The organism is Nocardioides marmorisolisilvae, assembly GCF_003725775.1.
Classification (GTDB): domain Bacteria; phylum Actinomycetota; class Actinomycetes; order Propionibacteriales; family Nocardioidaceae; genus Marmoricola; species Marmoricola marmorisolisilvae.
On the sequence record NZ_RJSG01000002.1, the window covers coordinates 344,565 to 369,512 of the forward strand.

Consider the following 24,948-nt stretch of genomic DNA (forward strand, 5'->3'; position numbering starts at 1 on the left):
CCCCACAACGGGGGTGGCCGCGGTCTACGGTGTCGGCATGACTGATCAGACACCGCCGCCTCCGCCGCCCCCGCCGCCGGCACCTCCGGCCCCGTCGGCGCCTGAAACGCAGTACGTTCCCGCGCCGCCGGCCCCGCCGGCGTACGGCGCCCCGGTCCCGATGGGTCCGGGCCCGATCGGCAAGGTCCGTGGCACGGGCCTGTCGATCCTCCTGTTCATCGTCACCTTCGGCATCTACGGATACGTCTGGTGGTGGAAGACCCACGACGAGATGAAGGCCCACACCGGCAACGGCCTGGGTGGCCCGCTGGCGTTCGTCATCGCGTTCATCATCGCGCCGGTGATGGCCTTCATTACCGCCGACGAGGTCGGCAAGATGTACGAGCTGCGCGGCCAGCAGAAGCCGGTCTCCGCCGTCACCGGGCTCTGGTACATCCCCGGTTGCTTCCTTCTCGGTATCGGCCTGATCGTCTGGTTCGTGAAGGTCAACGGCGCTCTGAACGAGTACTGGAAGTCGATGGGCGCTCCCGCCTGATCAACGCACGTGCACTGCGGCCCCGGACCGTCGGTCCGGGGCCGTAGTCTTGCCCGGACATGAGCATGCAGTTCCCGATTCCCGGCCTCCCGTCCGTCGAGGCCGAGGAGCCCTCGCAGAAGCGACGCCGGCCGAGCCGCGACGAACTGCTGGCCGGGCTGAACGAGCCGCAGCGCCAGGCCGTGGTGCACGAGGGCGCCCCCTTGCTCGTCGTCGCCGGTGCTGGCTCGGGCAAGACCCGGGTGCTGACCCGGCGGATCGCCTGGTTGATCTCCGAGCGCGGTGCGCACCCGGGTTCGATCCTGGCGATCACCTTCACCAACAAGGCCGCGGCCGAGATGCGTGAGCGGGTCGAGGAGCTGGTCGGTGGCCGTGCCCGGATCATGTGGGTCAGCACCTTCCACTCCGCCTGCGTCCGGATCCTGCGCAAGGAGTCGGCCAACCTCGGGTTCAAGTCGAACTTCACGATCTACGACGCGGCCGATTCCAAGCGGCTGATGACCCTGGTCTGCCGCGACCTCGACCTGGACGTGAAGCGCTTCCAGCCGCGGGCCATCCTGAACTGGGTCTCGAACGCGAAGAACGAGCTCCAGGACCACGAGGAAGCAGCGAAGGACGCCCGCAACACCCAGGAGGAGACGTACGCCGAGGCGTACCGGATCTACCAGGAGCGGCTGCGCCAGGCGAACGCGCTGGACTTCGACGACCTGCTGATGATGACCGTGCACCTGTTCCGGGCGTTCCCCGAGGTACGGGAGAACTGGCGGCGACGGTTCCGGCACGTGCTGGTCGACGAGTACCAGGACACCAACCACGCCCAGTACGCGCTGATCCACGAGCTCTGCGCCGACAGCATGGAAGAGCTCACCACCGCCGAGAGCGGCGCCGAGCGGGTGCCGCCGGCGGAGCTGATGGTGGTCGGTGACGCGGACCAGTCGATCTACGCGTTCCGCGGCGCGAACATCCGCAACATCATGGACTTCGAGCAGGACTTCCCGAACGCGGAGACCGTGCTGCTCGAGCAGAACTACCGCTCGACGCAGACGATCCTGACCGCGGCGAACTCGGTGATCGGGCACAACGAGGGCCGCAAGCCGAAGAAGCTGTGGAGCGACGCCGGCGACGGGGCCAAGATCACCGGGTACGTCGGGGATGACGAGCGCGACGAGGCGCGGTTCGTCGCCGAGGAGATCGACCGGCTCTCCGACGAGGGCAAGGCGCGTGCCAAGGACGTGGCGGTCTTCTACCGGACCAACGCGCAGTCCCGGGTGTTCGAGGAGGTGTTCATCCGGGTCGGGATGCCCTACAAGGTCGTCGGCGGTGTCCGCTTCTACGAGCGTCGTGAGGTCAAGGACGCGCTGGCTTACCTGCGCACCATCGCGAACCCGGCGGACCTGGTCTCGCTGCGCCGGATCCTGAACGTGCCCAAGCGCGGCATTGGCGAGCGGGCCGAGGCCTGCATCGACGCCTACGCCACCCGCGAGCGGATCACCTTCTGGGAGGGCCTGCAGCAGGCGGACCAGGCACCGGGCATCGCGACCCGGTCGCTGACGATGATCAGGTCGTTCGTCGAGCTGATCGAGCAGCTGCAGTCGATGGTGGTCGCGGGGGAGCGGGTCGACGTGATCCTCGAGCAGACCCTGACCCGCAGCGGCTATCTCAAGGAGCTCGAGGAGTCCGACGACCCGCAGGACGAGACCCGGGTGGAGAACCTCGCCGAGCTCGTCGCGGTGGCCCGCGAGTTCGCCGAGGACCCCCAGGTCGGGCCGAGCGCCGACCCGGCCGACGAGCCGGACCCGGACGCGCCGCCGCCGGGGCTGACCGACTTCCTGGAGCGGGTCGCGCTGGTCGCCGACTCCGACCAGATCCCCGACGTCCCCGAGGGCGAAGACGCCCCGGGCGTGGTCACGATGATGACCCTGCACACGGCCAAGGGTCTGGAGTTCCCGATCGTCTTCCTCACCGGTCTGGAGGACGGCGTCTTCCCGCACATGCGCTCGCTGGGGGACAAACCCGAGCTGGAGGAGGAGCGCCGGCTCGCGTACGTCGGCCTGACGCGGGCACGCGAGCGGCTCTACATCTCCCGGGCGATCGTCCGCTCGGCCTGGGGCGCCCCCGCGCACAACCCGGCGTCGCGCTTCATCGACGAGCTCCCGGTCGACCTGGTCGACTGGAAGCGCACGGCCGCCGAGCAGACCAGCTGGACCCGTCAGGACCTGGGCGGCTCCAGCTACGGCGGCGGCTCGCTGACCGGCCGCGGGCGCCAGCAGATGGCCTCGCGCTTCAGCTCGGCCTCCGCGAGCGCCGACGCGTCCAAGAAGGCGATGGCGGGGCGCGACGTCCCGTCGCTCGACCCGGGCGACCGGGTGCAGCACGACTCGTTCGGCCTCGGCACCGTGATCAGCGTCGAGGGTGCGGCCGAGAAGGCGGTGGCCTCGATCGACTTCGGGTCCGAGGGCGTGAAGCGGTTGCTGCTGCGGTACGCGCCGGTCGAGAAGCTCTAGCGTCTCTCAGCCGTTGAGGTAGACGAGGACCGCGAGCACCCGACGGTGACCGTCCTCGGCCTGCGGCAGGTCGAGCTTGCGGAAGATGGTCCGCACATGGCTCTCGATGGTGCGCGTGCTGAGGAACAGCCGGTCGCAGATCCCCTGGTTGGAGCGGCCCTCGGCCATCAGCGCCAGGATGTCCCGCTCGCGGTCGGAGAGCCGGTCGAGCAACGAGCCCTCGGCCGACCGCCCGACCAGGACGTTGACCACCTCGGGATCCACCACCGAGCCGCCCTCGGCCACCTGCCGGATCGAGGCGATGAAGGTGTCCAGGTCCGCGACCCGGTCCTTGAGCAGGTAGCCGCGGCCGGCGCCGCCGTCCTTGAGCAGCCGCACCGCGTACGCCGACTCGATGTACTGCGAGAGCACCACGACACCGATGCCGGGGTGGCGCTCGCCGATCTCCTGGGCGGCCAGGAGTCCCTCGTCGGTGTGGGTCGGAGGCATCCGGATGTCGACGACGGCGACGTCGGGCTCGTGCGCGGCGACCAGGGTCAGCAGGTCCTCGGCGTTGCTGGCCTGCCCGACGGTCTCGATGTCGTACTCGGTGAGGAGTCGGACCAGGCCCTCGCGGAACAGCACCGAGTCATCGGCCACGACCGCGCGCACTGCTCACCCGAGCTTCGCGGTCAGCGCGTCCAGAGCTTCTCCGGAAAGCTCGAACTTCGGCACGAACCCGAGGACGTGGGCGTCCTGGAGCCGCGACCCGTAGTCGGCGGCGTCCCGGCTGGAGGTGAGGATGACCGCGGGCGCGTCCGCGAGTGCGTGGAGTCGCTCGGCGACCTCGAACCCGTCGATCCCGGGAAGCTGCACGTCGAGCAGCACCAGGTCGGGGTGCAGGCGCTGGACGTCCTCGATGGCGGACTCGCCGTCCTCGCTCTCGCCCCGCACATCGAAGCCGTCGGCGCTCAGCACCGACCGGGCGAACCGGCGGAACTGGGCGTGATCGTCGACGATCAGCAGACTGCGCCCGGGATTTCCGTTCATGTCGCCATGATGGCCCGTCTAGGCCATTGAAGTAATCAGTGCTGGCACTTGATCTTTGAAGGTGTGGGGCTCCCGTGCACACCGGGGGCTCACGGGGCGACCGGATATCTCAGCGCCAGCACCGAGTGCGATTTCGGTGCCCGCACCGCTGCGTGACCGGCATCACGGATGGGATCGTCAGTACATGGTCAGCTCACGGACGGCCACGGTCCTCTTCACGGACCTGGTCGGCTCCACCGAGACGATCGCGCGGGTCTCCGCTGCGACCGCCGATGCGATCCGTGCGCGCCACTTCGCCAAGGTGCGCAACGTCCTGGCCGTCCACCACGGCCAGGAGGTGAAGACGCTCGGTGACGGTTTCATGGCCGTCTTCGAGAGCGCGGCCGACGGGATCGCGTGCGCCGTCACGCTCCAACGGACCATGTCCCGCGATCGGGAGCGCGAGGAACATGCACTGGTGATGCGGATCGGCCTCAGCGCAGGGGAGGTGACCGTCGAGGCGGGCGACTACTTCGGCATCCCGGTCATCGAGGCGAGCCGGCTGTGCGGGGCAGCCGGGGGCAGCCAGATCCTGTGCTCCGAGCTGCTGCGCCTGCTGGCCGGTGCGACCAGTGGCATCCACCAGTTCACGACGCTCGGGCACTTCGACCTGAAGGGCCTGCCGGCGCCACTTCAGGTCTGCGAGGTGGGCTGGGACAACGAGGGCGACAGCGCACTCCGGGTGGCGCTGGCCGACGACTCCGCGCTGCTCCGCCAGGGCATCGCGAGCGTCCTGGAGCACGAGGGCTTCGAGATCGTGCTGCAGGTCGGGGACGCCGAGAGCCTGCTCGACAGCCTGAGCGTGATCCGACCGCACGTGGTCATCGTCGACGTACGGATGCCTCCGACGAACACCACCGAAGGCCTGGACGCCGCCGCCAGGATCCGGGCCGAGCACCCCGGCACCGGCATCCTCGTGCTGTCCGCCCAGGTCGAGGCGAAGGCGGCCGCCCGGCTGCTGGCCGACGGCAGCGACGGCATCGGCTACCTGCTCAAGGACCGGGTGGGCGACGTCTCCGAGCTGGCTGAGGCGGTGCGGACGGTGGCCCAGGGCGGATCTGCGATCGATCCGGACGTTGTTGCGGAGCTGACGGGCTAGGCCTTGGAACGGGGGATCGAGGCCTGGCTCGTCGGCTTGTACGAGCGTCGCGGAGCGGTCGACGCGCTGTTCCGCCTGATGTGGATGATCGTGCCGATCGCCACCGCCGTCGGACTCAGCCTGCAGAGCCGCTACCTGGGCCTGAGCCTGGTCCGGTCGCTGGTGTGCGCCTCGATCATCTTCGCCGTGCTGATCGTCTCCACGATCTGGAGCATGGCGGCCTTCCGGCGGGACATCGGCGAGAACGTGTCGGGGGAGGGTGGCCTGCTCCTGGAGTTCCCGATCCGCCTGGTGCGCGCGGTCGCGCCGAGGCTGATCCCGCTGACGGTGCCGGCGCTGATGATCACCTACGCGGTCGCGGCCGACGACTGGACGCTGGTCACCCTGGCCGGGACCGCCGGAGGGGCACTGATCACGATCGCGACCGCTGCCGCCGGCATCTACGCCGCTGCGTCCACGATGACCGGGTTGATCGCGGCGAAGACGCTGAACCTCGACCGACCGGCGCACGCCGACCTCGGTCTGGCGCCGCGGCTCGCCCTGTACCTCGGGGTGCTCAGCACGACCTGCGGCTCGGTCGTGGGCGCCCTGACGATCACGCCCGGCGACCCCGGAGCCCTGCTGCGCACGTACGGCCTGTCGATCGCGGTCGCGATCGTGTTCCTGCTCACCGTGACGATCCCGGCCACGATGGCGGTGCGCAATCCGGTCCGGCAGCTGATCGCCGGGGCCCGGGCCGTGACCGCCGGTGACCACGAGTTCCGGGTGCCGGTGTCCAGCGCCGACGAGCTCGGCGAGCTGGCTGCCACGTTCAACTCGATGATCAGCGCCCTGCAGACGACCTCGGACGGGCTCCGCGCCTCGTTGACGCGGGTGCAGGTCGCCTCGGACCAGGCCCGCCGCAAGGTCGAGCGCGACCTGCACGACGGGGCCCAGCAGAGCCTGCTGCTCCTGAACCTCAAGCTCGGGATGATCGAGCGGATCTTCCACGACGATCCTCAGGCGGCCGCCGCGATGCTGGCCGAGGCGCGCGTGGACCTGAGCCAGGCGCTCAAGGAGCTGCGGGACCTCGCCCACGGCGTCTACCCGGAGATCCTGGTCTCCGATGGCGTTCCGGCGGCGCTCAAGAGCGTCGGTGGGGCGCAGATGTCGCGCCTGGAGTGCCGGGAGTTCGGCCGCTACGCCACCGAGGTCGAGGCAGCGATCTACTTCTGCTGCCTGGAGGCGATCCAGAACGCTGCCAAGCACGCCGGCGAGGGCGCCAAGATCTGGGTGCGGCTGGACGGACGCGGGAGCAGCCTGCAGTTCGAGGTGCGTGACAACGGCCGCGGGTTCGATCCCGAGACGGTGTCCCAGGACTCGTTCCAGAACATGAGCGACCGGATCGGTGCGCTGAACGGGTCGATGCTCGTCGACTCGGTCCCGGGACAGGGCACCAAGGTCAGCGGGTCGGTGCCGCGGGTCGAGCCGACCTGAGAGCTACGGCGTGACGCCGTGGTACACGAACGCCGGGTACGGGTCCACCGGGTCACCGCCGCCGGGGCGGACCTCGATGTGCACGTGCGGGCCGGTGACGTTGCCGGTGCTGCCGATCTTGCCGATCTCGGCGCTCTGGATGACCTTCTGGCCCACGCTGACCTCGATGGCCGACTGGTGGGCGTACCAGATCTCGGTGCCGTCGGGCAGGGTCTCGACGGTCTTGTAGCCGTAGGAGCCGTCCCAGCCGGTGAAGGTGATGACGCCGTTGGCGATGGCGAAGATCGGCGTACCGGTGGGGGCGGCGAAGTCCAGGCCGGTGTGGTTGTGCGACCACAGTCCGCTGGACTGACCGAAGCGGGCGGTCAGGTGGTAACCCACGGTCGGCAGCACCCAGAGGTTCTTGGCGATCTCGTCGGCCCGGTTCTGCGCCGACTTGGCGAGCGAGGCGAGCTCGGCGTTGCGCTGCTCGGACTGCTGGTTCACCGAGGCCTTCAGGTCCGCGGCGGCCTGCTGGGCCTGCTGGAGGCGGTCGGCGTCGCGGCTGATCGCCTGCGCGCGCGGGTCCTCGCCGGTGAAGTTGAAGGCGTCGGTGCCGTTGAAGGCGTCTGCTGCGCCGGCCGAGAGCTGCAGGCTCTGGCTGCCGTCGAGCTGGCCGCCACCCATGCCCACGGCACCGCCGGCGGCCGCAATGATGGCGACCGCGCCGACGATGGTCGGCACGGCCGGGATCTTGCGGAACGGGTTGGCCTGGCGGCGGGTCGCTTTGCGACGGCCTGCGGCGCGGGCACCCGCAACCGGGGTCGACTCGCTGGCGGTCCCTTCGGAGCCGCGGCGGTCTGCCCGGTGGTTGCCCATGGTGTCCTTACGTCGCTCGGAGTGCTTGTGGCCCAGAGAGTTCTGCAGATGACCGGTGAACTGTAACGGAACGATCACAAGGGGTGAAATCCGGACCAGCCCACCTCGGGGAGTTCAACGAGGGAACGTGCGACGAGTCACTCCTGTAACTAGTAGGACTTCCTACTAAATGACGGTCCCGGGGCGATAGCCTCTGCCCCATGTTGCGCATCGTTGTCGCCAAGCCGGGCCTGGACGGCCACGACCGTGGGGCGAAGGTCGTCGCCCGCGCGCTGCGGGATGCCGGACACGAGGTGATCTACACCGGTTTGCACCAGACGCCGGAGCAGATCGTCGAGACCGCGATCCAGGAGGACGCCGACCTGATCGGCCTCTCGGTCCTCTCCGGTGCCCACATGACGCTGTTCAAGCGGCTCATCGAGCTGCTCGACGAGCGCGACTCCCGCGACATCGTGGTCTTCGGCGGCGGCATCGTCCCCGACGAGGACCTGCCGGTGCTCGAGGAGCTGGGCGTGGCCAAGGTGTTCACCCCGGGAGCCACGACCACCGAGATCACCGACTGGGTCGCGGCCGAGTTCCCGGACGCCTGAGAAGGCTCCCGTCGGGGCTCTGCGCGTGTAGCGCATCCCACAGTCCATCTCCCGACCCTGGATCGCTGACCCGCCTCGGGCGGGTTTATGGTCAGCGGTGCGCCTGAACTCTCTTCGGCGCTCCCTAGACATCGATCAAGGATGGGTAAGACCGTGGATCTGATGGAGTACCAGGCAAAGGAGCTCTTTGCCAAGCACGGCGTAGCCACGACCCTCGGGGTCGTCGTCGAGACCGCCGAGGCCGCTCGCGCCGCCGCCGAGGAGATCGGTGGAGTCACCGTCATCAAGGCGCAGGTCAAGGCCGGAGGCCGCGGCAAGGCCGGCGGCGTCAAGCTCGCCAAGACCGCCGACGAGGCCTTCGAGCACGCCAGCAACATCCTCGGCATGGAGATCAAGGGCCTCACGGTCAACCGTGTCCTGGTCACCCCGGCCACCCCGCCGGAGGAGGAGTACTACTTCTCCTTCCTGCTGGACCGGTCGAACCGCTCCTACCTCTGCATCGCCAGCGTCGAGGGTGGTGTCGAGATCGAGGAGGTCGCGAAGACCAACCCGGACGCCGTGCGCCAGATCCCGATCAACGCGCTCGAGGGCGTGACCGCCGAGAAGGCCGCGTTCATCGTGGACGACGCCAAGTTCCCGGCCGAGCTGCGCGACCAGGCCATCGAGATGGTCCAGAAGCTGTGGGAGGTGTTCGTCGAGGAGGACGCCACCCTGGTCGAGGTGAACCCGCTGGCCCGCCTGGCCGGCGACAAGCTCGAGGCGCTGGACGGCAAGGTCTCCCTGGACGACAACGCCTCCGAGGTGCGTCACGAGGACCACGAGGCCTTCGAGATCCGCGAGGAGGCTGACCCGCTCGAGGCGAAGGCCAAGGACCTGGGTCTGAACTACGTGAAGCTCGACGGCGAGATCGGCATCATCGGTAACGGTGCCGGCCTGGTCATGTCGACGCTGGACGTCGTCGCGTACGCCGGTGAGAACCACGGTGGCGTGAAGCCGGCCAACTTCCTGGACATCGGCGGTGGCGCCAACGCCCAGGTGATGGCCAACGGCCTCGACGTCATCCTGAACGACCCGCAGGTCAAGTCGGTCTTCGTGAACGTCTTCGGTGGCATCACCGCGTGCGACGAGGTCGCCAACGGCATCAAGGGTGCCCTGGAGATCCTCGGTGACGCGGCGTCCAAGCCGCTGGTGGTCCGCCTCGACGGCAACAACGTCGACCTGGGCCGCGCGATCCTGAACGAGCTGAACCACCCGCTCGTCACCGTGGTCGCGACCATGGACGGTGCGGCCGACAAGGCCGCCGAGCTGGCGAACGCCTGAGGAGACTGAACGAACATGGCGATCTACCTGAACTCTGACAGCAAGATCATCGTCCAGGGCATGACCGGCGGGATGGGTGCCAAGCACACCACCCTGATGGTCGAGTCCGGCGCGAACATCGTCGGCGGTGTCAACGCTCGCAAGGCCGGTACGTCGGTCGAGCTCGGCGGCAAGGAGCTGCCGGTCTTCGGCAGCGTCGCCGAGGCGATGAAGGAGACCGGCGCGAACGTGTCCGTCGCCTTCGTGCCGCCGGCCTTCACCAAGGACGCCTGCATCGAGGCGATCGACGCCGAGATCCCGCTCCTGGTGGTCATCACCGAGGGTGTCCCGGTCCAGGACTCCGCCGAGGTCTTCGCATACCTCGAGGGCAAGTCCACCCGGATGATCGGCCCGAACTGTCCCGGCATCATCAGCCCGGAGCAGTCGCTGGCCGGCATCACCCCGCACACCATCGCGGGCCGCGGGCCGATCGGCCTGGTCTCGAAGTCGGGCACCCTGACCTACCAGATGATGCACGAGCTGCGGGACTTCGGTTTCACCACCGCGATCGGCATCGGCGGTGACCCGGTCATCGGTACGACGCACATCGACGCCCTCGAGGCCTTCGAGAACGACCCGGAGACCAAGGCGATCGTGATGATCGGCGAGATCGGCGGCGACGCCGAGGAGCGGGCCGCGGCCTACATCCAGGCCAACGTGACCAAGCCGGTCGTCGGCTACGTCGCGGGCTTCACCGCCCCGGAGGGCAAGACCATGGGCCACGCCGGCGCCATCGTCTCGGGCTCCTCGGGCACCGCGCAGGCGAAGAAGGAGGCCCTCGAGGCCGCCGGCGTGAAGGTCGGCAAGACGCCGTCCGAGACCGCCGAGCTGATGCGGGAGATCATGAAGAACCTCTGACCTCGCTCGCTGGTCGAGCAGAACGCTCGTCCGTCGAGCAGAGTCGAGACGAAGGCCCTCCGGGAAACCGGGGGGCCTTCGTCGTTCTGGGGCGTAAGTATTCGCCCGCTGGACCGTCGGCGTTTCAGGGCCCGAGCCAAGGGCCTGACCGAGGTCGTGCACCGTGGCGCACCAGGTCCGGAACGCAAGGGGTCACATGTCGAAACCGATCAGCATCACACTCCATCTCAGGAGAGCCGGGCGTGCCTTGGCGCTCGCGATCTTCATCTCCCTGGCGGTCGCTCCCGGCGCTTTTGCGGTTGGCTCGGGTACGGCCTGCACCCACGGCGGTAACTATGGGTCGGTCAAGTGCGTCAACGGCCAGAACAACGAGCGCTTCTACGGTGCGTTCGACGACTTCGTCGATGTTGCGCTCGAGGCCAGTGGTGCTAGCTCGTCTAATCCGGTGCATACCAATCAAGCAATGTGGCTGTACACCCACAGCGACGGCTCGCAGTGGGTCGAACTAGGGATCCGGCGCGGTTATTGGGTTCCTTGTAGTTGCGTCAAGTACACCCGCTACTGGGCAGAATTCACCTCGTCCGGCGCAGAGATGCGGCACACGCTGACCACGCCTGCAGCTCCCAACGGTGAGCACACCTACGAGATTCTGCGTTCAACGTCCGATCACACCAGATGGAACGTCTATGTCGACTACAACCTCAAGGGACAGGCCACGTACCAGAACAGCGCGACCGGCTACGAGATCGAGAACGGCCTGGAAACCACCGCGCTAAATACCACCACCTCCAGCGGGCTGGCCAATCACTCTCCGCTGGAGTACATGAACGCGGCGGGAGCGTTCGTTCACTACTCATACGAACGCCATTGGAGGGATCAGCCTTGCTCCGGAACCAGCACAGGTGCGACCTGCATGACCGGGTACGCCACAGGAGAGTACGACGTGTGGAAGGCGGCAAAGGGATGAAGGCTGGACGGTTCTCGACACGACGTGTTGCCTCGATCTGCGGGATCGTGCTTGCCGGCGTACTGATCCCGGTCGCTGCGAATTCGATGTCTGACCCAACGGTCGATGCGGGAGTACCCGTACACGGCAATGCCCCCGTGCCTCTCGGCTATGCGGGCATCAACGACCCCAAGCTGCTGACCTGCATGCAGCGCGAGGTCGTGTGCAACCCGGCTGCTGATTCGGGCGACCACGGGCCGTTGTCCGAGCCGGCTGACACTTCCAGATCGGTCGACCAGGCGGAAGCGTTGGCGATCGCTCGCAAGATGGCAGGCAGCTCTGCGGCACCCGGTGTTGCGGAGAAGATGAGCGGATCCGCTGCTGCTTCCCTGGCGGGTCAGTCTCGATCGCCAGAGATCGACGAGTCGCGTCCGGTCTGGGTCGTATCCCTGGACACGAATGTCCTTACCGACGGCAGCCCTGCGGCCGCGCCTCGGTCTGTGCCGGGCTACAGCGCGATCATTGATGCCGTCACCGGCGAAATCACCGATGAGTGCTTGGGTTGTCGCTGGATCAGGTGATCGATTTCAAACTGAGCCGAAGGCCCTCCGGGAAACCGGGGGGCCTGCGTCGTTCCTCAGCGCTTGGTCGGCCCCATCCCACCCATGACGCGGAAGTAGCGCATCGCCTTGGCGTCGCCGACCGCCGAGTCGTTGGTCGGCGGCGGGATGTACTTGTGACCGCTGCGGCGGTGGTCGTGCAGCCACGCGAGGGTGAGCACCACAGCGAAGGCGATCCCGACGATCAGCCAGAACATCACGGCCCCCGTCCTGGTCCCATGCCGCCGAGGCCGCGGTTCCACCGGGACGCCTTCGCCCGTCCGACTGCGGAGTCGTCGCCCGGAGGGCGGATGTGCTTGTCGCGTCCGGTGCCGCGCCGATCAGCGCGCCAGGCGAGGACGAGCGCAATCACGAGCAGGGCGCCCAGGAGCGCCACGACGGTGAGGAACATGCCGACCTACGGAACCGGGTTCGGGCCCTGGTGCGAGGCACGGTCGGTCGCGACCTCGCCCTGCGTGCGCCGGATCGCCTCCTGGGGATCCATCCGCAGGGTTCCCTTCGAGCGCCCGCTGGACCACCAGGCCAGCGCGAACCCGACAACGATGACTGCTCCGACGATGAGCCAGAACATGGGCCACCTCTTTCGTTAGGACTTCAGCGTGCGCTCAAGCCCCGACTTTCGCAACGGTTTCCGGAACCGTGTCGTCCTGGGCCAAGCGGCGCTGCCGTTCAAGCGTGGCGGCGAAGAAGGCCCAGCCGAAGGTGAAGCTGGCGAAGAGGGTGACCACGAAGTAGAGCACCGGCTTGTTGATGCCCTGACGTCGTCCCCACACCACGGCCACGATCGGGAGGATCAGCACGTTCGCGATCGAGAAGTCGATGCCCGCGGAACCGGCAGCCGGATTGTCGAACATCAGCTGCATGTACTGCGCCCAGCTGCCGTCGCCGACGAACGGGTTGTTGAACCAGCCGTCGGTGTTGTCGAGCACGAAAGTGACGTTGAACGACCAGCCGGCGATCACCGAGGCGATGCCGATCCCGTAGAGCGCGAGCTCCAGGTTCGAGAGCAGCGGCCCGGTCGCGGTGCGGCGGAAGATCGCCGGATTCGAACGGACGATGAGAACCACGGTGCCGATGCCGAGCAGGCCGTGGACGATGAGGGAGACCATGCGGACACCGTCGCTGTGGCTCCCAAGTTTTGTCAACAGTGACATAGCATGCGCAGGTGGCCCGGAACCCGCAGACCGTCCGCAGCGAGCGCACCCGCGTAGCGCTGCGACGTGCCGCCACCGAGCTGTTTGCGTCCCAGGGTGTCGAGGCCACCTCGGCCGAGCAGATCGCCGAGGCTGCCGGGGTCACCGTGCGGACCTTCTACCGGCACTTCCCGTCCAAGCACGACCTGCTGTTCGCCGACTACGACACCGGGCTGCAGTGGTTCCGCAAGGCCTTGGCCGGCCGCCCGGCCGGGGAGCCGGTGCTGGAGTCCGTGCGTGCGGCGATCTTCGCCTTCCCGTACGACGTTCAGGCGCTGACGCAGATGGCCGCGTTCCGGGCCGAGGAGCTCGACCCCGAGCGGATCGTGGGCCACCTGCACCAGGTCGAGGCCGACCTGGCCGACGCGGTGACCGAGCACCTGGAGCGGGGCGCCGATCCGGACCGCCGGCTCGACGTGCTTGTGACCTCACGCGTGATCGCCGCGGCAGTGTTCGGCGCGATGGAGGTCTGGATGCAGCGCGAGTCCCGGTCGATGGCCGATCTCGCCGATGTCACCCAGGCGACCCTGGCCGCGCTGGAGAGCGGGCTTGGTGCCGATGGAATGTTTCGTCACTATTGACGAAACTTGGGAGGCCATGTGAGTCTCCCGGCATGACCGACTTCGACGCGATCGTGATCGGCGCGGGCCACAACGGCCTGACCGCCGCAGTCCTGCTCCAGCGTGCCGGGCTGCGCACGCTCTGCCTCGAGTCCAAGCGCTACGCCGGGGGCATGGCCTCGACCGTGGAGCTCTTCGACGGCTACAAGTTCGAGATCGCCGGCTCGGTGCAGCTGCCGACCTCGGCCGTGGTCAGTAAGGAGCTCGGCCTCGACGAGCTGCCGCAGGTCGACCTCGAGGTCATGTCGGTCTCGCTGATCGACGAGGCGACCACCCCGCTCATCTACTACACCGACCTCGAGGCCGCGGCGAACCACATGATGGAGGTCCACGGCATGGAGGTCCTGCTCGGCATGGCCGAGATGACCGGGTGGAGCGCGGCACCGACCCGAGCGCTGGGCCGCTTTGAGGCCGGCACGCTGCCCAAGAGCATCGACGAGATGTACGCGTGCGCCACCACGGACGCCGAGCGCGCGAGCATCACCGAGATGCTGTTCGGCTCGTGCACCGACGTGCTCGACCGCTACCTGCCCGAGAAGGAGAAGCACGCGGCCCTGCGCGGCATGCTCGCCTTCCTGGCCGTGAACTCGACCTACCGCGGACCCTCCAGCCCGGGCAGCGCCGCCGGCCTGGCTTTCGGCATGGCCGTGCCGGACGAGAACACCGTGCTGACCAAGAAGCTCAAGGGCGGCATCGGCGTGCTCACCCAGCACCTCGAGAAGCAGTACGCCGACGCCGGCGGCGAGCTCCGCCTGGACGCTGCCGTTTCCGAGCTCGTCGTCGAGGACGGCCAGGTCGTCGGGGTCGTGCTGGCCGACGGTGAGCGGATCGCCACCAGCACGGTCGTCTCGGCTGTCGCCCCGGACCTGACCCTCAACACGCTCGCCACCGACGGGTCGGTGGAGGCAGGTCTGAGCGCCCGGCTGGCCAACATCGACCACCGCGGCTCGTACGTGCAGATGCACTTCGCCCTGGACGGGGTCCCGGAGTTCGTGGCGCCGTACGAGTTCCTCAACGACCCGAAGATGCAGAGCGCGATCGGGTTCTTCGCCACCCCCGAAGACCTCCAGCGCCAGTTCGAGGACAGCCGGCGCGGCATCGTCCCCGCCGACCCGGCGGTCGCCTTCCAGATCCCGTCGGCCTCCGACCCCGAGCTCTGCCCGCCCGGCAAGGCCGCGGCCTCAGCGTTCTCACTCTGGTTCCCGGTCGAGGAGGACCCGTCCGAGTACGCACGGCTCAAGGCCGAGATGGGACAGCGGGTGATCGAGAAGATCAGCCGGTTCGCGCCGAACTTCGAGAGCCTGATCCTCAAGCACACGACGTTCACGCCCAAGCACATGGGCACGATGTTCGGCGCCCCCGGCGGCGACTACTGCCACGGCCTGATCCACCCCGACCTGCTCGGCCCGTACCGGCCGGGCCCGAAGGGGTACGTCGACCAGCCGCACGGCATCGCCGGGCTCTACCTGGGCAGCGCCGGCTGCTACGGCGGCCCGGGCATCACGTTCATCCCGGGCTACAACGCGGCGCAGGCGGTGCTGACCGACCGGGGTTAGGTGACCGCGTTGCGCTCGGCGTACGCCGGGTCGAGGTGCTCCTCGTTCTCCAGCACCGCCACCAGGTGGTCGACCGCGGCGCGCACGTCGTCGGTGGTCAGGTAGAGCGGGGCGAACCCGAAGCGGGCGATGTCGGGGTCGCGGAAGTCGCCGATGACGCCACGCGCGATCAGCGCCTGCACGATGCCGTAGGCCTGCGGGTGGCGGAACGAGACCTGGCTGCCGCGGCGGGCGTGCTCGCGCGGGGTGACGATCTCGATCCCGGTGACGCGTTCGTCGAGCTGGGCGATGAAGAGGTCGGTCAGCTCGAGCGAGCGGGTGCGCAGGTCGGCGACCGAGACGCCGTCGAACGCCTCCAGCGCCGCCTCGAGGGCCGAGAGCGCGAGCACCGGCGGGGTGCCGGTCGCCCAGCCGCGCATGCCGGGCGCCGCGTCGAAGTCGCGCGCCATCGCGAACGGCGCGCTGTGGCCGATCCAGCCGGTGATCGGGTTGCGCACCTGGCCCTGGATGCGCGGGTTGATCCACGTGTACGCCGGGGAGCCCGGTCCGCCGTTGAGGTACTTGTAGGTGCACCCGACGGCGAAGTCCGCATCGGCGGCGGTCAGGTCGACCGGGACCGCGCCGGCCGAGTGGCACAGGTCCCACTGCATCAGGGCGCCCGCTGCGTGGGCTGCGGCGGTGATCGTCGGCAGGTCGAACATCGCGCCGGAGCGGAAGTCGACGTGGGTCAGCGAGAGCAGCGCGACGTCGTCGCCGAGCGCGGCGGTCGGGTCGGCCGGGTCGCACCAGCGCAGCTCCAGGCCGAGCAGGTCGGCGACGCCCGCCGCGATGTAGCCGTCGGTCGGGAACGTGCCGGGCTCGACCACCAGGACCGTGCGGTCCGGGCGCAGCCGAGCAGCGGCGACCATCGTCTTGAACAAGGAGACGCTGGTGGACTCACCGACGTGGACGTCCTCCCCACGAACACCCACCAGGGGCGCGATCCGGTCGGCGATCCGGGCCGGCAGCTCCATCCAACGCGCGTCGTTCCAGGAGCGGATCAGTCCCTCGCCCCACTCGCGCTCCACCACGTCCGCCAGGCGCCCCGGTACGCCGGCCGGCAGTGCGCCCAGCGAGTTGCCGTCGAGGTAGATCACGCCCTCGGGGAGGTGGAACCCGCTCATCAGCTGACCTCGTTGAGACGGTCCCGGGCCCGCTTCAGCAGCGCGGTGAATTGCGTCCCGGTGATGTCGTAGCTGCCGACCGGGGTCAGCGTCACCTGCGCGACCGCGTTGCCGACCCGGGCGACGCCCATCCAGTAGCTGATCCGGACGTTCTTCTTGTTGACCTGGCTCTGGAGCCGCCAGCGCGCGTACGCCGTCGAGCCGGGTCCGGCCTGGTGGATCACCGCCTTGGTCACGGTGCTGCTGAGCTCGTCGTGCGGGCAGGACTTCATCCGCTTGGCGATGGTGCTGACGAACTTCTCGGCCGCGGCGGGGGAGGAGAAGGTGGCGATGGTCTCGGTGAGGCCGAAGCGCTGCGGCAGGTTCGCCGCGGGGATCAGGTAGGTGCGGGTCTGCGCCTTGCTGCCCCCGCTCTTCACGAAGTTCGCCTTGTCGCACGGCGTCGCTGCCGGGTTCGTCGCTGCCGAGGAGGCGTCGGTGCCGGCCCAGGCGTCGTCGACCTTGGGGATCACCGGGAGGTCGGCGACGGCGAGCATGCCGGCCGTCTCGCCCGACGGCGGCGGGAGTGTCGCGCTGGTCCTGATCGTGCCCACGCAGGTGCCGGCCACCTTGGACTTGCACAGGTCGCGCACCGAGGCGGCCAGGGTCGCGGCGAGCCGGCTGGCCGCCAACGGCGTGCTGGCGCTGGAGTCGAGCACGGTGGAGGTGGTCAGCGCGCCGGTGCGGGCGATGCCGACCACGAAGACCTTGTCCCGCTTGGCGGGGATCCGCAGGCGCAGCACCTGGGCCTGGTCTCCGACGCCGGCGACCTTGTAGGCGTCGACGAGCTGGAGGCGGGCGACGGTGCACCCGGCGTACCAGCCGAGGGTGGTGTCGTAGGCCTGCCGGGCGGCTCCGGGCGAGTTGGAGATCTCGACGGTCTGCACGAGGTTCTGGGTCGGGCTGCCGGCCGCGGTGAACTTGCGGACCCAGGTGCCCAAGCCCTCGTCGTCGGCGAACCGGGAGGTCTGGCAGACGTTGTTCTTGCCGCTGCCCTTGGTGTTGTCACCCGTCGAGACCTCGGACCAGGCCTGCTTGGGTGTGAGCGGTGCGAGCTGCTCGGCGGTGAGCAGCATCTGCGTGTTGACCAGGGTGTCGGCCTTCGGTGCCGGTGCCGCCGGGGCGGTGACCAGGACGAAGCTGCCGGCCACGATGGTGGTCGCGGCGATCAGGACGGCGCCGATGGCAGCGAAGTTCCGGCGTCGCCGGACGCCGTTGCGGCGCACGATCGAGGCGCGCGGCAGCTTGACCGAGTCGGCGACCGAACCGAGGTCGTCGAGTCGCTGGGCGATCTCGGCCGGAGGGCAGTCGAGTCCGTCGGCGACGGTGTTGGTCGCCTCCTCCAGCAGGTCGGCGGTCCGGGCCAGCGGCAGTCCGACCTCGCGTGCGACGTCCTCGGCCCGCAGCGGGCTGAGGTGGGTCAGGACGAGTGTCCTGCGCTGGGAGTCGTTGAGCTCGTGCAGCGCCTCGAGGGTCCGGGCCTGCTCGGGGTCGAGGTGCCGCTCCTTGTGCCAGGGCCGGGCGGTGTGGCGGCGCACGGCGGCGGACATCGCGCGCGGGCGGACCCAGGCCTCGGGGTCCGCGTCCTTGCCGACCTTGTCCCAGTGGTGCCGGGCGGCGACGTACGCGTCCCGCACCGCACTGCGCGAGGCCGAGAGGTCCCCGGTCAGGGCGAACGTCTGCAGGACGAGCCCGCGACGGGTGCTGACGTAGAACTCGTCGAATTCCTCGGCTGTTGGCATGGCAGGTCGAGGTTATCCCGCGTGTGCGGCGGGGATGCCAATCCCCCATGGGTGAGGATGGGCGGGCGATGTCCGACGACGTAACCATCCGCCTGCGGCGGGAGCCCGCCCCGCGTACCCCCGAGCCGGGACGGCCGCTGAGCGCGACCGCGGCGATGGGCGGCGCGATGGCGGTCGGGATCACCCTGGTGCTCTGCATGTCGCTGGCGCTGACCGCCTGGTTCCTCGCCGACGGCGGCGCGCACGGCAACACCAAGGACGCGCTCCGGGTCGGCTCGGACGCCTGGCTGATGGGCCACGGCTCGCACCTGACCCTCACCGGCCTGCCGCTCGGGCTCACCCCGCTGGCGCTGACGATGATGCTGGTCCTGGTCGCGTTCCGGTGCGGTCGCTGGGCCGGTCGGAACGCGCACACCGTCACCGACGACCGGGTGCTCGTCGGGGGCGTGGCCACGTTCGCCGGCGCCTACGTCGTGATCGCGGTGATCGTCTGCACCCTGGCCACCACGACCGGGGCCACCCCGGGGATGTCGCGCACCGTTCTCGGGGCCCTGCTCATCTCCGCACTGGCAGGCGGGCTCGGTCAGGGCGTCGGCACCGGTCGGCTCGACTTCTGGCTCGACCAGGTGCCCGCCTGGATCCGCGAGGTCGCGCTCGGCGCGGTCTGCGGTGCCCTACTGCTGCTCGCCTCCGGCGCGGTGCTGGTCGCGGTCTCGTTGCTCTTCTCCTTCAACGAGGCCTCCGAGATCCTCTCCAAGCTCGACCTCTCCACCGGTGACGCGCTGACCTACACGCTGGTGATGGCGCTGGTCGCGCCGAACCTGGCGCTGCTCGGGAGCTCCTACCTGCTCGGGCCAGGCTTCGCGATCGGCACCGGCACCACGGTCTCGCCGACCGCAGTCTCGCTCGGGGCCGTTCCGGCGTTCCCGGTGCTGGCGGCACTTCCCGGCGATGGCCCGACTCCCGGGTGGCTGGTCGTGCTGATGGCGGTGCCGGCACTCGCCGCGGCGATCGGCGCAGGCATCGGCCGGCGCGACGGCGAGTCGCAGCCGCTCGACCTGGCCGCCCTGCGCGGTGCGGCGGCCGGCTTCTTCGCTGGCGTGCTGATCACCGTCGCGATCTCGTTCGCCGGCGGTCCGGCCGGGACCGGTCGGATGGCCGACATCGGCGCGCCGACGGCCCGCGTCCTGGTCTTCGCGACCGGCACGATGATGGTCGGCGGCCTGATCGGCGCCGTCGTCCACGAGTGGTGGTCACGCCGCAGACGGCCGGCCGAGGTGGGCGCAGGCCCCCGGTAGCCTGCTCCCGTGCCTGACAACGTCCCTGCCCGCCTGGTCGTCCTCGTCTCCGGCGCCGGCACGAACCTGCAGGCCCTGCTCGACGCCTGCGAGGACCCGGCGTACGGCGCGAAGGTGGTCGCCGTCGGTGCGGACCGCGAGGGCATCGAGGGTCTCGCCCGTGCCGAGCGGGCCGGAGTGCCGACGTTCGTGCGCAAGGTCGGCGACTTCACCTCCCGCGAGCACTGGGACCACACCCTGACCGACACCGTCGCGGCCTTCGAGCCGGACGTGGTCGTGCTGGCCGGCTTCATGAAGCTGGTGGGCGCGGACTTCCTGGGCCGGTTCGAGAACAAGGTGGTCAACACCCACCCGGCGCTGTGCCCCTCGTTCCCCGGCGTCAGCGGTCCGGCAGACGCCCTCGAGTACGGCGTGAAGGTGACCGGCGCGACCCTGTTCGTGGTCGACGCGGGCGTGGACACCGGCGTGATCATCGCCCAGGCGGTGGTCCCCGTGGAGGATGCCGACGACGTCGAGAGCCTGCACGAGCGGATCAAGGTCGCCGAACGGGAGATGCTCGTGGAGAACGTGGGACGGATGGCGCGCGAGGGGATCTCCGTGACCGGGCGCCGGGTTCGATTCGGCTCCTGAAAACACATAGGATCGCGGCACACGACTGGCGCAGGTGGGCAACCACCAGGGAGTGAGTCGAGGCCGCATCGAACGCCTGGGTGCCCTCAGCCCGACCGCCCCACCCCTGTCACAGCCCCAGGAGTCACGATGAACGACCAGATCCCGATCAAGCGCGCCTTGGTCTCCGTCTTCGACAAGACCGGCCTCGAGGACCTGGTCCGCGGCCTCGCCGAGGCCGGCGTCGAGCTGGTCTCCACCGGCGGCTCCGCGTCGCTGATCGAGGGCCTGGGCCTGCCGGTCACCAAGGTCGAGGACCTGACCGGCTTCCCGGAGTGCCTGGACGGCCGGGTCAAGACGCTGCACCCGCGGGTGCACGCCGGCATCCTGGCCGACCGCCGCCTGGACGACCACGTCGCGCAGCTGGCGGACCTCGGCGTCGAGCCCTTCGACCTGGTGGTCGTGAACCTGTACCCGTTCGCCGCGACGGTCGCCGCCGGCGGCACCGTCGAGGAGATCATCGAGAAGATCGACATCGGCGGTCCCTCCATGGTCCGCGCCGCTGCGAAGAACCACCCGAGCGTCGCGATCATCACCGACGGCGCCGACTACGGCCGCGCGCTCGAGGCCGCCAGGAACGGTGGCTTCACCTACGAGGAGCGCAAGGCGCTGGCCGCCAAGGCGTTCGTCCACACGGCGACGTACGACGTGGGCGTGGCGAGCTGGATGGGCAGCGTGCTGGTCGACTCCTCGGAGGGCACCGGCTTCCCGGCCTGGATCGGCGGCACCTACGACAAGGCCGCGGTGCTGCGCTACGGCGAGAACCCGCACCAGAATGCCGCGCTCTACCTGAACGGCTTCGGCCCGGCCGGGCTGGCCCAGGCCGAGCAGCTGCACGGCAAGGAGATGTCGTACAACAACTACGTCGACACCGACGCCGCCCGGCGCGCCGCGAACGACTTCGCCGAGCCGGCGGTCGCGATCATCAAGCACGCCAACCCGTGCGGCATCGCCGTCGGTGAGGACATCGCCGAGGCGCACCGCCGGGCGCACGAGTGCGACCCGGTCTCGGCGTTCGGCGGCGTGATCGCGGCCAACCGCCCGGTCACCGTCGAGATGGCCAAGCAGGTCGCGGACGTCTTCACCGAGGTGATCGTCGCCCCGGGCTACGAGGACGGCGCCGTCGAGATCCTCCAGGGCAAGAAGAACATCCGGATCCTGGTGGCGACCACCGTCGGCGGGTCCCCGGTCGAGACCCGGCCGATCTCCGGCGGCCTGCTGATGCAGACCGTCGACCACGTGGACGCCGAGGGCGACGACGTCGAGTCCTGGACGCTCGCGACCGGCGAGCCCGCCGACGCGGCGACCCTCGCCGACCTGGCCTTCGCCTGGAAGGCGTGCCGCTCGGCCAAGTCGAACGCGATCCTGCTCGCCAAGGACGGCGGCTCGGTCGGCATCGGCATGGGCCAGGTCAACCGGGTCGACTCCTGCAAGCTCGCCGTCGAGCGCGCGAACAGCCTGGTCGAGGGAGAGGAGCGGGCGCGTGGCTCGGTCGCCGCTTCCGACGCTTTCTTCCCGTTCGAGGACGGTCCGCAGATCCTCATCGAGGCCGGCGTGAAGGCGATCGTGCAGCCGGGCGGCTCGGTCCGCGACGAGCTGACCGTCGAGCTCTGCAAGCAGCATGGCGTGACGATGTACTTCACCGGCACGCGGCACTTCTTCCACTGATCTCTCACAGGAACGACAGGCAGGATGCGCTTGTGACCGCACAGACCCTCGACGGCTCGGCCACCGCCGCCGCGATCAAGGACGAGCTCAAGTCCCGGATCGCGGCGCTCCGCGAGAAGGGGATCGTGCCCGGCCTGGGCACCGTCCTGGTCGGTGACGACCCGGGCTCGCGCTGGTACGTCAACGGCAAGCACAAGGACTGCGCCGAGGTCGGCATCGAGTCGATCCGGGTGGACCTGCCCGAGACCGCCACGCAGGAGGAGATCGAGGAGGCCGTCGCCGGCCTCAACGCCAACCCGGCCTGCACCGGCTACATCGTCCAGCTGCCGCTGCCGAAGGGCCGCGACGAGAACCGGGTCCTCGGGCTGATCGACCCGGCCAAGGACGCCGACGGCCTGCACCCGACCAACCTCGGCTGGCTGGTGCTCGGCAAGGAGGCGCCGCTGCCCTGCACGCCGTACGGGATCGTCGAGCTGCTGCGTCGCCACGGCGTCGAGATCGCCGGTGCCGAGGTCTGCGTGGTCGGCCGTGGGGTCACCGTCGGCCGTCCGATGGGCCTGCTGCTCACCCGCCGCTCGGAGAACGCGACCGTCACCCTGTGCCACACCGGCACCCGGGACCTGGCCGCCCACACGCGCAACGCCGACATCGTCGTGGCTGCGGCGGGCGTGCCCGGCATCATCACCGGGGACATGGTCAAGCCGGGCGCCGCGCTGCTCGACGTGGGCGTCTCCCGCGTCGACGGCAAGATCGCCGGTGACCTGGCGGACGACGTCTGGGACGTCGCCGGCTGGGTCTCGCCGAACCCGGGCGGGGTCGGCCCGATGACGCGGGCGATGCTGCTGGCCAACGTGGTCTCGATCGCCGAGAAGAGCCTGTCGGCCTGATGACCCCGCCTGCGACCGAGACCGAGCGACGCCGTCGACCCTCGACGGTCGGCGGACTGATCTACCTGATCCTGGTCGGGCTCACCATCGCCGGCCTGTGCCTGGTCGCGTTCGGCCCCTGGCGCCGCGGGATCGCCCTGGTCGGGGCGGCCTTCGTGGTGGCCTCCGGGTCGCGGGTGCTGCTCGACGAGCGCGAGGCCGGGATGCTGCGGGTGCGGAGCAAGTGGTTCGACGTGACCGCCCTGGCCGGGGTCGGCATCGCACTGATCGTGCTCGCCGCGAACATCCCGGACCAGCCCGGGCTCTGACGTGGAACCGCTCCGCTTCGGACTGGTCGGCACCGGCTACTGGGCGCGCGAGGTGCATGCCGCGGGCCTGGCTGCGCACCCGGACGTCGAGTTCGTCGGGATGTGGGGCCGCGACTCCGACTACGAGGCCCGGTTCGCCGAGGTCGACGCGGTCGCGTTCGCGGTGCCGCCGTCCGTGCAGGCCGAGATCGCCCTGCGCGCCGCTCGGGCAGGCAAGCACCTGCTGCTGGAGAAGCCGATCGCCCTGGATCTGGCCGCCGCGGACGCACTGGTCGCCGAGGTGGATGCCCGGGACCTGTCCTCGGTGGTGTTCTTCACCCAGCGGTTCGTGCCGCCGTGGGAGGAATGGCTGAGCGAGGTCGCCGCCTCAGCTCCGCTCGGCGGTCGCGCCGACTGGCTCAGCGCCCAGGCCGGCAGCGACAGCCCGTACGCCGGATCCGTGTGGCGCCAGCAGCACGGCGCGCTCTGGGACGTCGGCCCGCACCAGCTGGCCCAGCTGATCACCGCGCTCGGCCCGGTCGCCGAGGTGACGGGAACGCGCGGTGCCGGAGATCTGGTGCACCTGGTGCTCACCCACGACAGCGGTGCCACCAGCCGGATGTCGCTGAGCCTGACGATGCCGCCGGGCACGACCCGGATCACCGTCGAGTTCTACGGCGCCGACGGGTGGCTCCAGCAGCCCGAGCACACCCGGGACGTGCATGACGCCTACTCCCGCGCGGTCAGCGAGCTGGTCGCGAACATCCGCTCGGGGGAGACCCGGCACCGGGTCGACGTGCGGTTCGGCCGCCAGGTCGTGGAAGTACTGACGCGGGCCCAGGTTGCCCTGGACCCGCGTCGGTAGCTGTTCGCGTCGAGCTGGTTCAGATCAGACCCAGCTCCGTCACCGCGTCGCGCTCCTCGGCGAGCTCGGCGGTCGAGGCGTCGATCCGGGCGCGGGAGAAGTCGTCGATCTCCAGGCCCTGGACGATCTCCCAGTTGCCACCCGAGGTGGTGACCGGGAAGGACGAGACCAGACCCTCCGGGACGCCGTAGGAGCCGTCGGAGACGACCGCCATCGAGACCCAGTCGCCGGCCGGGCTGCCGTTCAGCCAGTCGCGGGCGGCGTCGCAGGTCGCGGACGCGGCCGAGGCGGCCGAGGACGAACCCCGGGCGTCGATGATCGCGGCACCGCGCTTGGCGACGGTCGGGATGAAGTAGTCCTCCACCCAGGCCTGGTCGCCCACGACCTCGGCGGCGTTCTTGCCACCGATCTCGGCGTGGAACAGGTCCGGGTACTGGGTGGCCGAGTGGTTGCCCCAGATGGTGACCTTCTTGATGTCGGTCACGGCCGCGCCGGTCTTGGCGGCCAGCTGCGAGATCGCCCGGTTGTGGTCCAGGCGGGTCAGCGCGGAGAAGCGCTCCGACGGGATGTCCGGGGCGTTCTTCAGCGCGATCAGCGCGTTGGTGTTGGCCGGGTTGCCGGTGACGCCGATGCGCACGTCGTCGGCGGCGACCGCGTTCAGGGCCTTGCCCTGGGCGGTGAAGATCGCGCCGTTGGCCGAGAGCAGGTCGCCACGCTCCATGCCCGGGCCGCGCGGACGGGCGCCGACGAGCAGGGCGAGGTTCACGCCGTCGAAGATCTTCTCCGGCTCGTGGCCGATCTCGATGCCGGCGAGGTTCGGGAACGCGCAGTCGTCGAGCTCCATCACGACGCCCTCGAGCGCCTTGAGGGCCGGCTCGATCTCGAGCAGGCGGAGCTCGACGGGACGGTCACCGGCGATGGCACCGCTGGCGATGCGGAAGAGCAGGCTGTAGCCGATCTGGCCGGCAGCGCCGGTCACGGCCACCTTGAGAGGTGCGGTCACGTGAGACTCCATGGAAGAGGCGGATACGACGAACCGACGCTAGCG

General features: G+C 69.7%; 27 protein-coding genes and 1 riboswitch. Of the genes, 17 read left to right on the forward strand and 10 right to left on the reverse strand.

Going from position 1 to position 24,948, the window contains the following annotated elements; translation table 11 throughout:
- The first annotated feature begins 37 nt into the window (after positions 1–37).
- Together EFL95_RS05375 and pcrA are read left to right on the forward strand one after the other, a co-directional pair.
- Positions 38–535 carry a DUF4234 domain-containing protein gene (locus EFL95_RS05375; protein ID WP_221176328.1) on the forward strand — a complete coding sequence of 166 codons (498 nt, stop codon included), beginning with the start codon at positions 38–40 and terminating at the stop codon, positions 533–535.
- Positions 536–600: 65 nt separating this feature from the next.
- Positions 601–3,039: a DNA helicase PcrA gene (gene pcrA, locus EFL95_RS05380; protein ID WP_425463963.1), complete on the forward strand. Its 2,439-nt coding sequence runs from the start codon at positions 601–603 to the stop codon at positions 3,037–3,039.
- 6 nt (positions 3,040–3,045) lie between these two features.
- Here pcrA and EFL95_RS05385 read toward each other — a convergent pair whose 3' ends face one another.
- Both EFL95_RS05385 and EFL95_RS05390 read right to left on the reverse strand, forming a co-directional pair.
- Positions 3,046–3,690, reverse strand: a complete 645-nt coding sequence (locus EFL95_RS05385) for a response regulator transcription factor (RefSeq protein WP_123233026.1) — start codon at positions 3,688–3,690, stop codon at positions 3,046–3,048.
- 3 nt (positions 3,691–3,693) lie between these two features.
- Positions 3,694–4,068, reverse strand: a complete 375-nt coding sequence (locus EFL95_RS05390; protein WP_123233027.1) for a response regulator — start codon at positions 4,066–4,068, stop codon at positions 3,694–3,696.
- Between the two features lie 184 nt (positions 4,069–4,252).
- Here EFL95_RS05390 and EFL95_RS05395 point away from each other — a divergent pair, with 184 nt between their 5' ends.
- Complete coding sequence (locus tag EFL95_RS05395) at positions 4,253–5,206, forward strand: response regulator (protein ID WP_123233028.1); 954 nt, start codon at positions 4,253–4,255, stop codon at positions 5,204–5,206.
- A gap of 3 nt (positions 5,207–5,209) precedes the next feature.
- Positions 5,210–6,682 carry a HAMP domain-containing sensor histidine kinase gene (locus tag EFL95_RS05400; protein WP_123233029.1) on the forward strand — a complete coding sequence of 491 codons (1,473 nt, stop codon included), beginning with the start codon at positions 5,210–5,212 and terminating at the stop codon, positions 6,680–6,682.
- A 3-nt stretch (positions 6,683–6,685) separates the two neighbouring features.
- On the opposite strand, the gene EFL95_RS05405 is transcribed toward EFL95_RS05400, so the two are convergent.
- Complete coding sequence (locus tag EFL95_RS05405) at positions 6,686–7,618, reverse strand: M23 family metallopeptidase (protein ID WP_221176329.1); 933 nt, start codon at positions 7,616–7,618, stop codon at positions 6,686–6,688.
- Positions 7,619–7,740: 122 nt separating this feature from the next.
- Between EFL95_RS05405 and EFL95_RS05410 the strand changes: the two genes are divergently transcribed.
- From EFL95_RS05410 to EFL95_RS05430, 5 genes are all read left to right on the forward strand, one after another.
- Positions 7,741–8,130, forward strand: a complete 390-nt coding sequence (locus tag EFL95_RS05410; RefSeq protein WP_123233031.1) for a cobalamin B12-binding domain-containing protein — start codon at positions 7,741–7,743, stop codon at positions 8,128–8,130.
- A gap of 153 nt (positions 8,131–8,283) precedes the next feature.
- Positions 8,284–9,450 (forward strand): ADP-forming succinate--CoA ligase subunit beta, encoded by a 1,167-nt coding sequence (sucC, locus tag EFL95_RS05415; protein WP_123233032.1) that lies wholly within the window; start codon positions 8,284–8,286, stop codon positions 9,448–9,450.
- Positions 9,451–9,465: 15 nt separating this feature from the next.
- Positions 9,466–10,347 (forward strand): succinate--CoA ligase subunit alpha, encoded by an 882-nt coding sequence (gene sucD / locus EFL95_RS05420; protein WP_123233033.1) that lies wholly within the window; start codon positions 9,466–9,468, stop codon positions 10,345–10,347.
- 196 nt (positions 10,348–10,543) lie between these two features.
- The gene (locus EFL95_RS05425; protein WP_148044984.1) at positions 10,544–11,314 is read left to right on the forward strand and encodes a hypothetical protein; all 771 of its coding nucleotides are present in this window, start codon (positions 10,544–10,546) and stop codon (positions 11,312–11,314) included.
- Complete coding sequence (locus EFL95_RS05430; protein ID WP_148044985.1) at positions 11,311–11,874, forward strand: hypothetical protein; 564 nt, start codon at positions 11,311–11,313, stop codon at positions 11,872–11,874. The genes EFL95_RS05425 and EFL95_RS05430 overlap by 4 nt, the downstream gene beginning before the upstream one ends.
- Before the next feature lie 56 nt (positions 11,875–11,930).
- On the opposite strand, the gene EFL95_RS05435 is transcribed toward EFL95_RS05430, so the two are convergent.
- Genes EFL95_RS05435 through EFL95_RS05445 form a run of 4 tightly spaced genes read right to left on the reverse strand, consistent with a single transcriptional unit; the run spans position 11,931 to position 13,022 of the window.
- A complete protein-coding gene (locus tag EFL95_RS05435) occupies positions 11,931–12,110 on the reverse strand; it encodes a hypothetical protein (protein ID WP_221176330.1) in 180 nt (59 codons plus the stop codon).
- Entirely contained in the window at positions 12,110–12,304 is a 195-nt protein-coding gene (locus EFL95_RS05440; protein ID WP_123233037.1) for a hypothetical protein, read from the reverse strand. The genes EFL95_RS05435 and EFL95_RS05440 overlap by 1 nt, the downstream gene beginning before the upstream one ends.
- A gap of 6 nt (positions 12,305–12,310) precedes the next feature.
- Positions 12,311–12,484 carry a hypothetical protein gene (locus EFL95_RS19405; RefSeq protein ID WP_183407049.1) on the reverse strand — a complete coding sequence of 58 codons (174 nt, stop codon included), beginning with the start codon at positions 12,482–12,484 and terminating at the stop codon, positions 12,311–12,313.
- 34 nt (positions 12,485–12,518) lie between these two features.
- Complete coding sequence (locus EFL95_RS05445) at positions 12,519–13,022, reverse strand: DUF2834 domain-containing protein (protein WP_123233038.1); 504 nt, start codon at positions 13,020–13,022, stop codon at positions 12,519–12,521.
- A 56-nt stretch (positions 13,023–13,078) separates the two neighbouring features.
- Here EFL95_RS05445 and EFL95_RS20000 point away from each other — a divergent pair, with 56 nt between their 5' ends.
- Both EFL95_RS20000 and EFL95_RS05455 read left to right on the forward strand, forming a co-directional pair.
- Positions 13,079–13,687 (forward strand): TetR/AcrR family transcriptional regulator, encoded by a 609-nt coding sequence (locus EFL95_RS20000; protein ID WP_123233039.1) that lies wholly within the window; start codon positions 13,079–13,081, stop codon positions 13,685–13,687.
- Positions 13,688–13,719: 32 nt separating this feature from the next.
- Complete coding sequence (locus EFL95_RS05455) at positions 13,720–15,282, forward strand: phytoene desaturase family protein (protein WP_123233040.1); 1,563 nt, start codon at positions 13,720–13,722, stop codon at positions 15,280–15,282.
- Here EFL95_RS05455 and kynU read toward each other — a convergent pair.
- The gene (kynU, locus tag EFL95_RS05460) at positions 15,279–16,445 is read right to left on the reverse strand and encodes a kynureninase (RefSeq protein WP_123233041.1); all 1,167 of its coding nucleotides are present in this window, start codon (positions 16,443–16,445) and stop codon (positions 15,279–15,281) included. The genes EFL95_RS05455 and kynU overlap by 4 nt on opposite strands.
- Positions 16,445–18,226 (reverse strand): SigE family RNA polymerase sigma factor, encoded by a 1,782-nt coding sequence (locus tag EFL95_RS05465; RefSeq protein WP_123233042.1) that lies wholly within the window; start codon positions 18,224–18,226, stop codon positions 16,445–16,447. The genes kynU and EFL95_RS05465 overlap by 1 nt, the downstream gene beginning before the upstream one ends.
- Positions 18,227–18,294: 68 nt before the next feature.
- Between EFL95_RS05465 and EFL95_RS05470 the strand changes: the two genes are divergently transcribed.
- The 6 genes from EFL95_RS05470 (at position 18,295) to EFL95_RS05495 (ending at position 23,900) form a co-directional block, all read left to right on the forward strand.
- Complete coding sequence (locus EFL95_RS05470; protein ID WP_123233043.1) at positions 18,295–19,524, forward strand: cell division protein PerM; 1,230 nt, start codon at positions 18,295–18,297, stop codon at positions 19,522–19,524.
- Between the two features lie 9 nt (positions 19,525–19,533).
- Positions 19,534–20,154, forward strand: a complete 621-nt coding sequence (gene purN / locus EFL95_RS05475) for a phosphoribosylglycinamide formyltransferase (protein ID WP_123233044.1) — start codon at positions 19,534–19,536, stop codon at positions 20,152–20,154.
- 11 nt (positions 20,155–20,165) lie between these two features.
- A riboswitch (ZMP/ZTP riboswitch) is annotated at positions 20,166–20,243 on the forward strand.
- 40 nt (positions 20,244–20,283) lie between these two features.
- Positions 20,284–21,861, forward strand: coding sequence for a bifunctional phosphoribosylaminoimidazolecarboxamide formyltransferase/IMP cyclohydrolase (gene purH, locus EFL95_RS05480; RefSeq protein ID WP_123233045.1), 1,578 nt, complete (start codon positions 20,284–20,286; stop codon positions 21,859–21,861).
- A gap of 32 nt (positions 21,862–21,893) precedes the next feature.
- Positions 21,894–22,748, forward strand: a complete 855-nt coding sequence (locus tag EFL95_RS05485) for a bifunctional methylenetetrahydrofolate dehydrogenase/methenyltetrahydrofolate cyclohydrolase (RefSeq protein ID WP_123233046.1) — start codon at positions 21,894–21,896, stop codon at positions 22,746–22,748.
- The gene (locus tag EFL95_RS05490; protein ID WP_123233047.1) at positions 22,748–23,056 is read left to right on the forward strand and encodes a DUF3017 domain-containing protein; all 309 of its coding nucleotides are present in this window, start codon (positions 22,748–22,750) and stop codon (positions 23,054–23,056) included. Before EFL95_RS05485 ends, EFL95_RS05490 begins: the two co-directional genes overlap by 1 nt.
- A gap of 1 nt (position 23,057) precedes the next feature.
- On the forward strand, positions 23,058–23,900 hold the full coding sequence (locus tag EFL95_RS05495; RefSeq protein ID WP_221176331.1) for a Gfo/Idh/MocA family protein: 843 nt from the start codon (positions 23,058–23,060) through the stop codon (positions 23,898–23,900).
- 19 nt (positions 23,901–23,919) lie between these two features.
- Here the strand turns inward: EFL95_RS05495 and EFL95_RS05500 are convergent, their stop codons facing one another.
- Complete coding sequence (locus EFL95_RS05500; protein ID WP_123233048.1) at positions 23,920–24,915, reverse strand: malate dehydrogenase; 996 nt, start codon at positions 24,913–24,915, stop codon at positions 23,920–23,922.
- Between the last annotated feature and the right edge of the window lie 33 nt (positions 24,916–24,948).

Excerpts from the sequence above, each read along its gene's own strand:
- EFL95_RS05465 (WP_123233042.1), bottom strand. The coding sequence starts at position 18,226 with ATGCCAACAGCCGAGGAATTCGACGAGTTCTACGTCAGCACCCGTCGC.
- EFL95_RS05440 (WP_123233037.1), bottom strand. The coding sequence starts at position 12,304 with ATGTTCCTCACCGTCGTGGCGCTCCTGGGCGCCCTGCTCGTGATTGCG.
- purH (WP_123233045.1), top strand. The coding sequence starts at position 20,284 with ATGAACGACCAGATCCCGATCAAGCGCGCCTTGGTCTCCGTCTTCGAC.
- pcrA (WP_425463963.1), top strand. The coding sequence starts at position 601 with ATGCAGTTCCCGATTCCCGGCCTCCCGTCCGTCGAGGCCGAGGAGCCC.
- EFL95_RS05395 (WP_123233028.1), top strand. The coding sequence starts at position 4,253 with ATGGTCAGCTCACGGACGGCCACGGTCCTCTTCACGGACCTGGTCGGC.
- EFL95_RS05375 (WP_221176328.1), top strand. The coding sequence starts at position 38 with ATGACTGATCAGACACCGCCGCCTCCGCCGCCCCCGCCGCCGGCACCT.
- EFL95_RS05455 (WP_123233040.1), top strand. The coding sequence starts at position 13,720 with ATGACCGACTTCGACGCGATCGTGATCGGCGCGGGCCACAACGGCCTG.
- EFL95_RS05390 (WP_123233027.1), bottom strand. The coding sequence starts at position 4,068 with ATGAACGGAAATCCCGGGCGCAGTCTGCTGATCGTCGACGATCACGCC.
- EFL95_RS05445 (WP_123233038.1), bottom strand. The coding sequence starts at position 13,022 with ATGGTCTCCCTCATCGTCCACGGCCTGCTCGGCATCGGCACCGTGGTT.
- EFL95_RS05430 (WP_148044985.1), top strand. The coding sequence starts at position 11,311 with ATGAAGGCTGGACGGTTCTCGACACGACGTGTTGCCTCGATCTGCGGG.
- EFL95_RS05470 (WP_123233043.1), top strand. The coding sequence starts at position 18,295 with ATGTCCGACGACGTAACCATCCGCCTGCGGCGGGAGCCCGCCCCGCGT.
- EFL95_RS05435 (WP_221176330.1), bottom strand. The coding sequence starts at position 12,110 with ATGTTCTGGCTGATCGTCGGGATCGCCTTCGCTGTGGTGCTCACCCTC.
- EFL95_RS05490 (WP_123233047.1), top strand. The coding sequence starts at position 22,748 with ATGACCCCGCCTGCGACCGAGACCGAGCGACGCCGTCGACCCTCGACG.
- EFL95_RS05425 (WP_148044984.1), top strand. The coding sequence starts at position 10,544 with ATGTCGAAACCGATCAGCATCACACTCCATCTCAGGAGAGCCGGGCGT.
- EFL95_RS05410 (WP_123233031.1), top strand. The coding sequence starts at position 7,741 with ATGTTGCGCATCGTTGTCGCCAAGCCGGGCCTGGACGGCCACGACCGT.
- EFL95_RS19405 (WP_183407049.1), bottom strand. The coding sequence starts at position 12,484 with ATGTTCTGGCTCATCGTCGGAGCAGTCATCGTTGTCGGGTTCGCGCTG.
- sucD (WP_123233033.1), top strand. The coding sequence starts at position 9,466 with ATGGCGATCTACCTGAACTCTGACAGCAAGATCATCGTCCAGGGCATG.
- kynU (WP_123233041.1), bottom strand. The coding sequence starts at position 16,445 with ATGAGCGGGTTCCACCTCCCCGAGGGCGTGATCTACCTCGACGGCAAC.
- EFL95_RS05500 (WP_123233048.1), bottom strand. The coding sequence starts at position 24,915 with ATGGAGTCTCACGTGACCGCACCTCTCAAGGTGGCCGTGACCGGCGCT.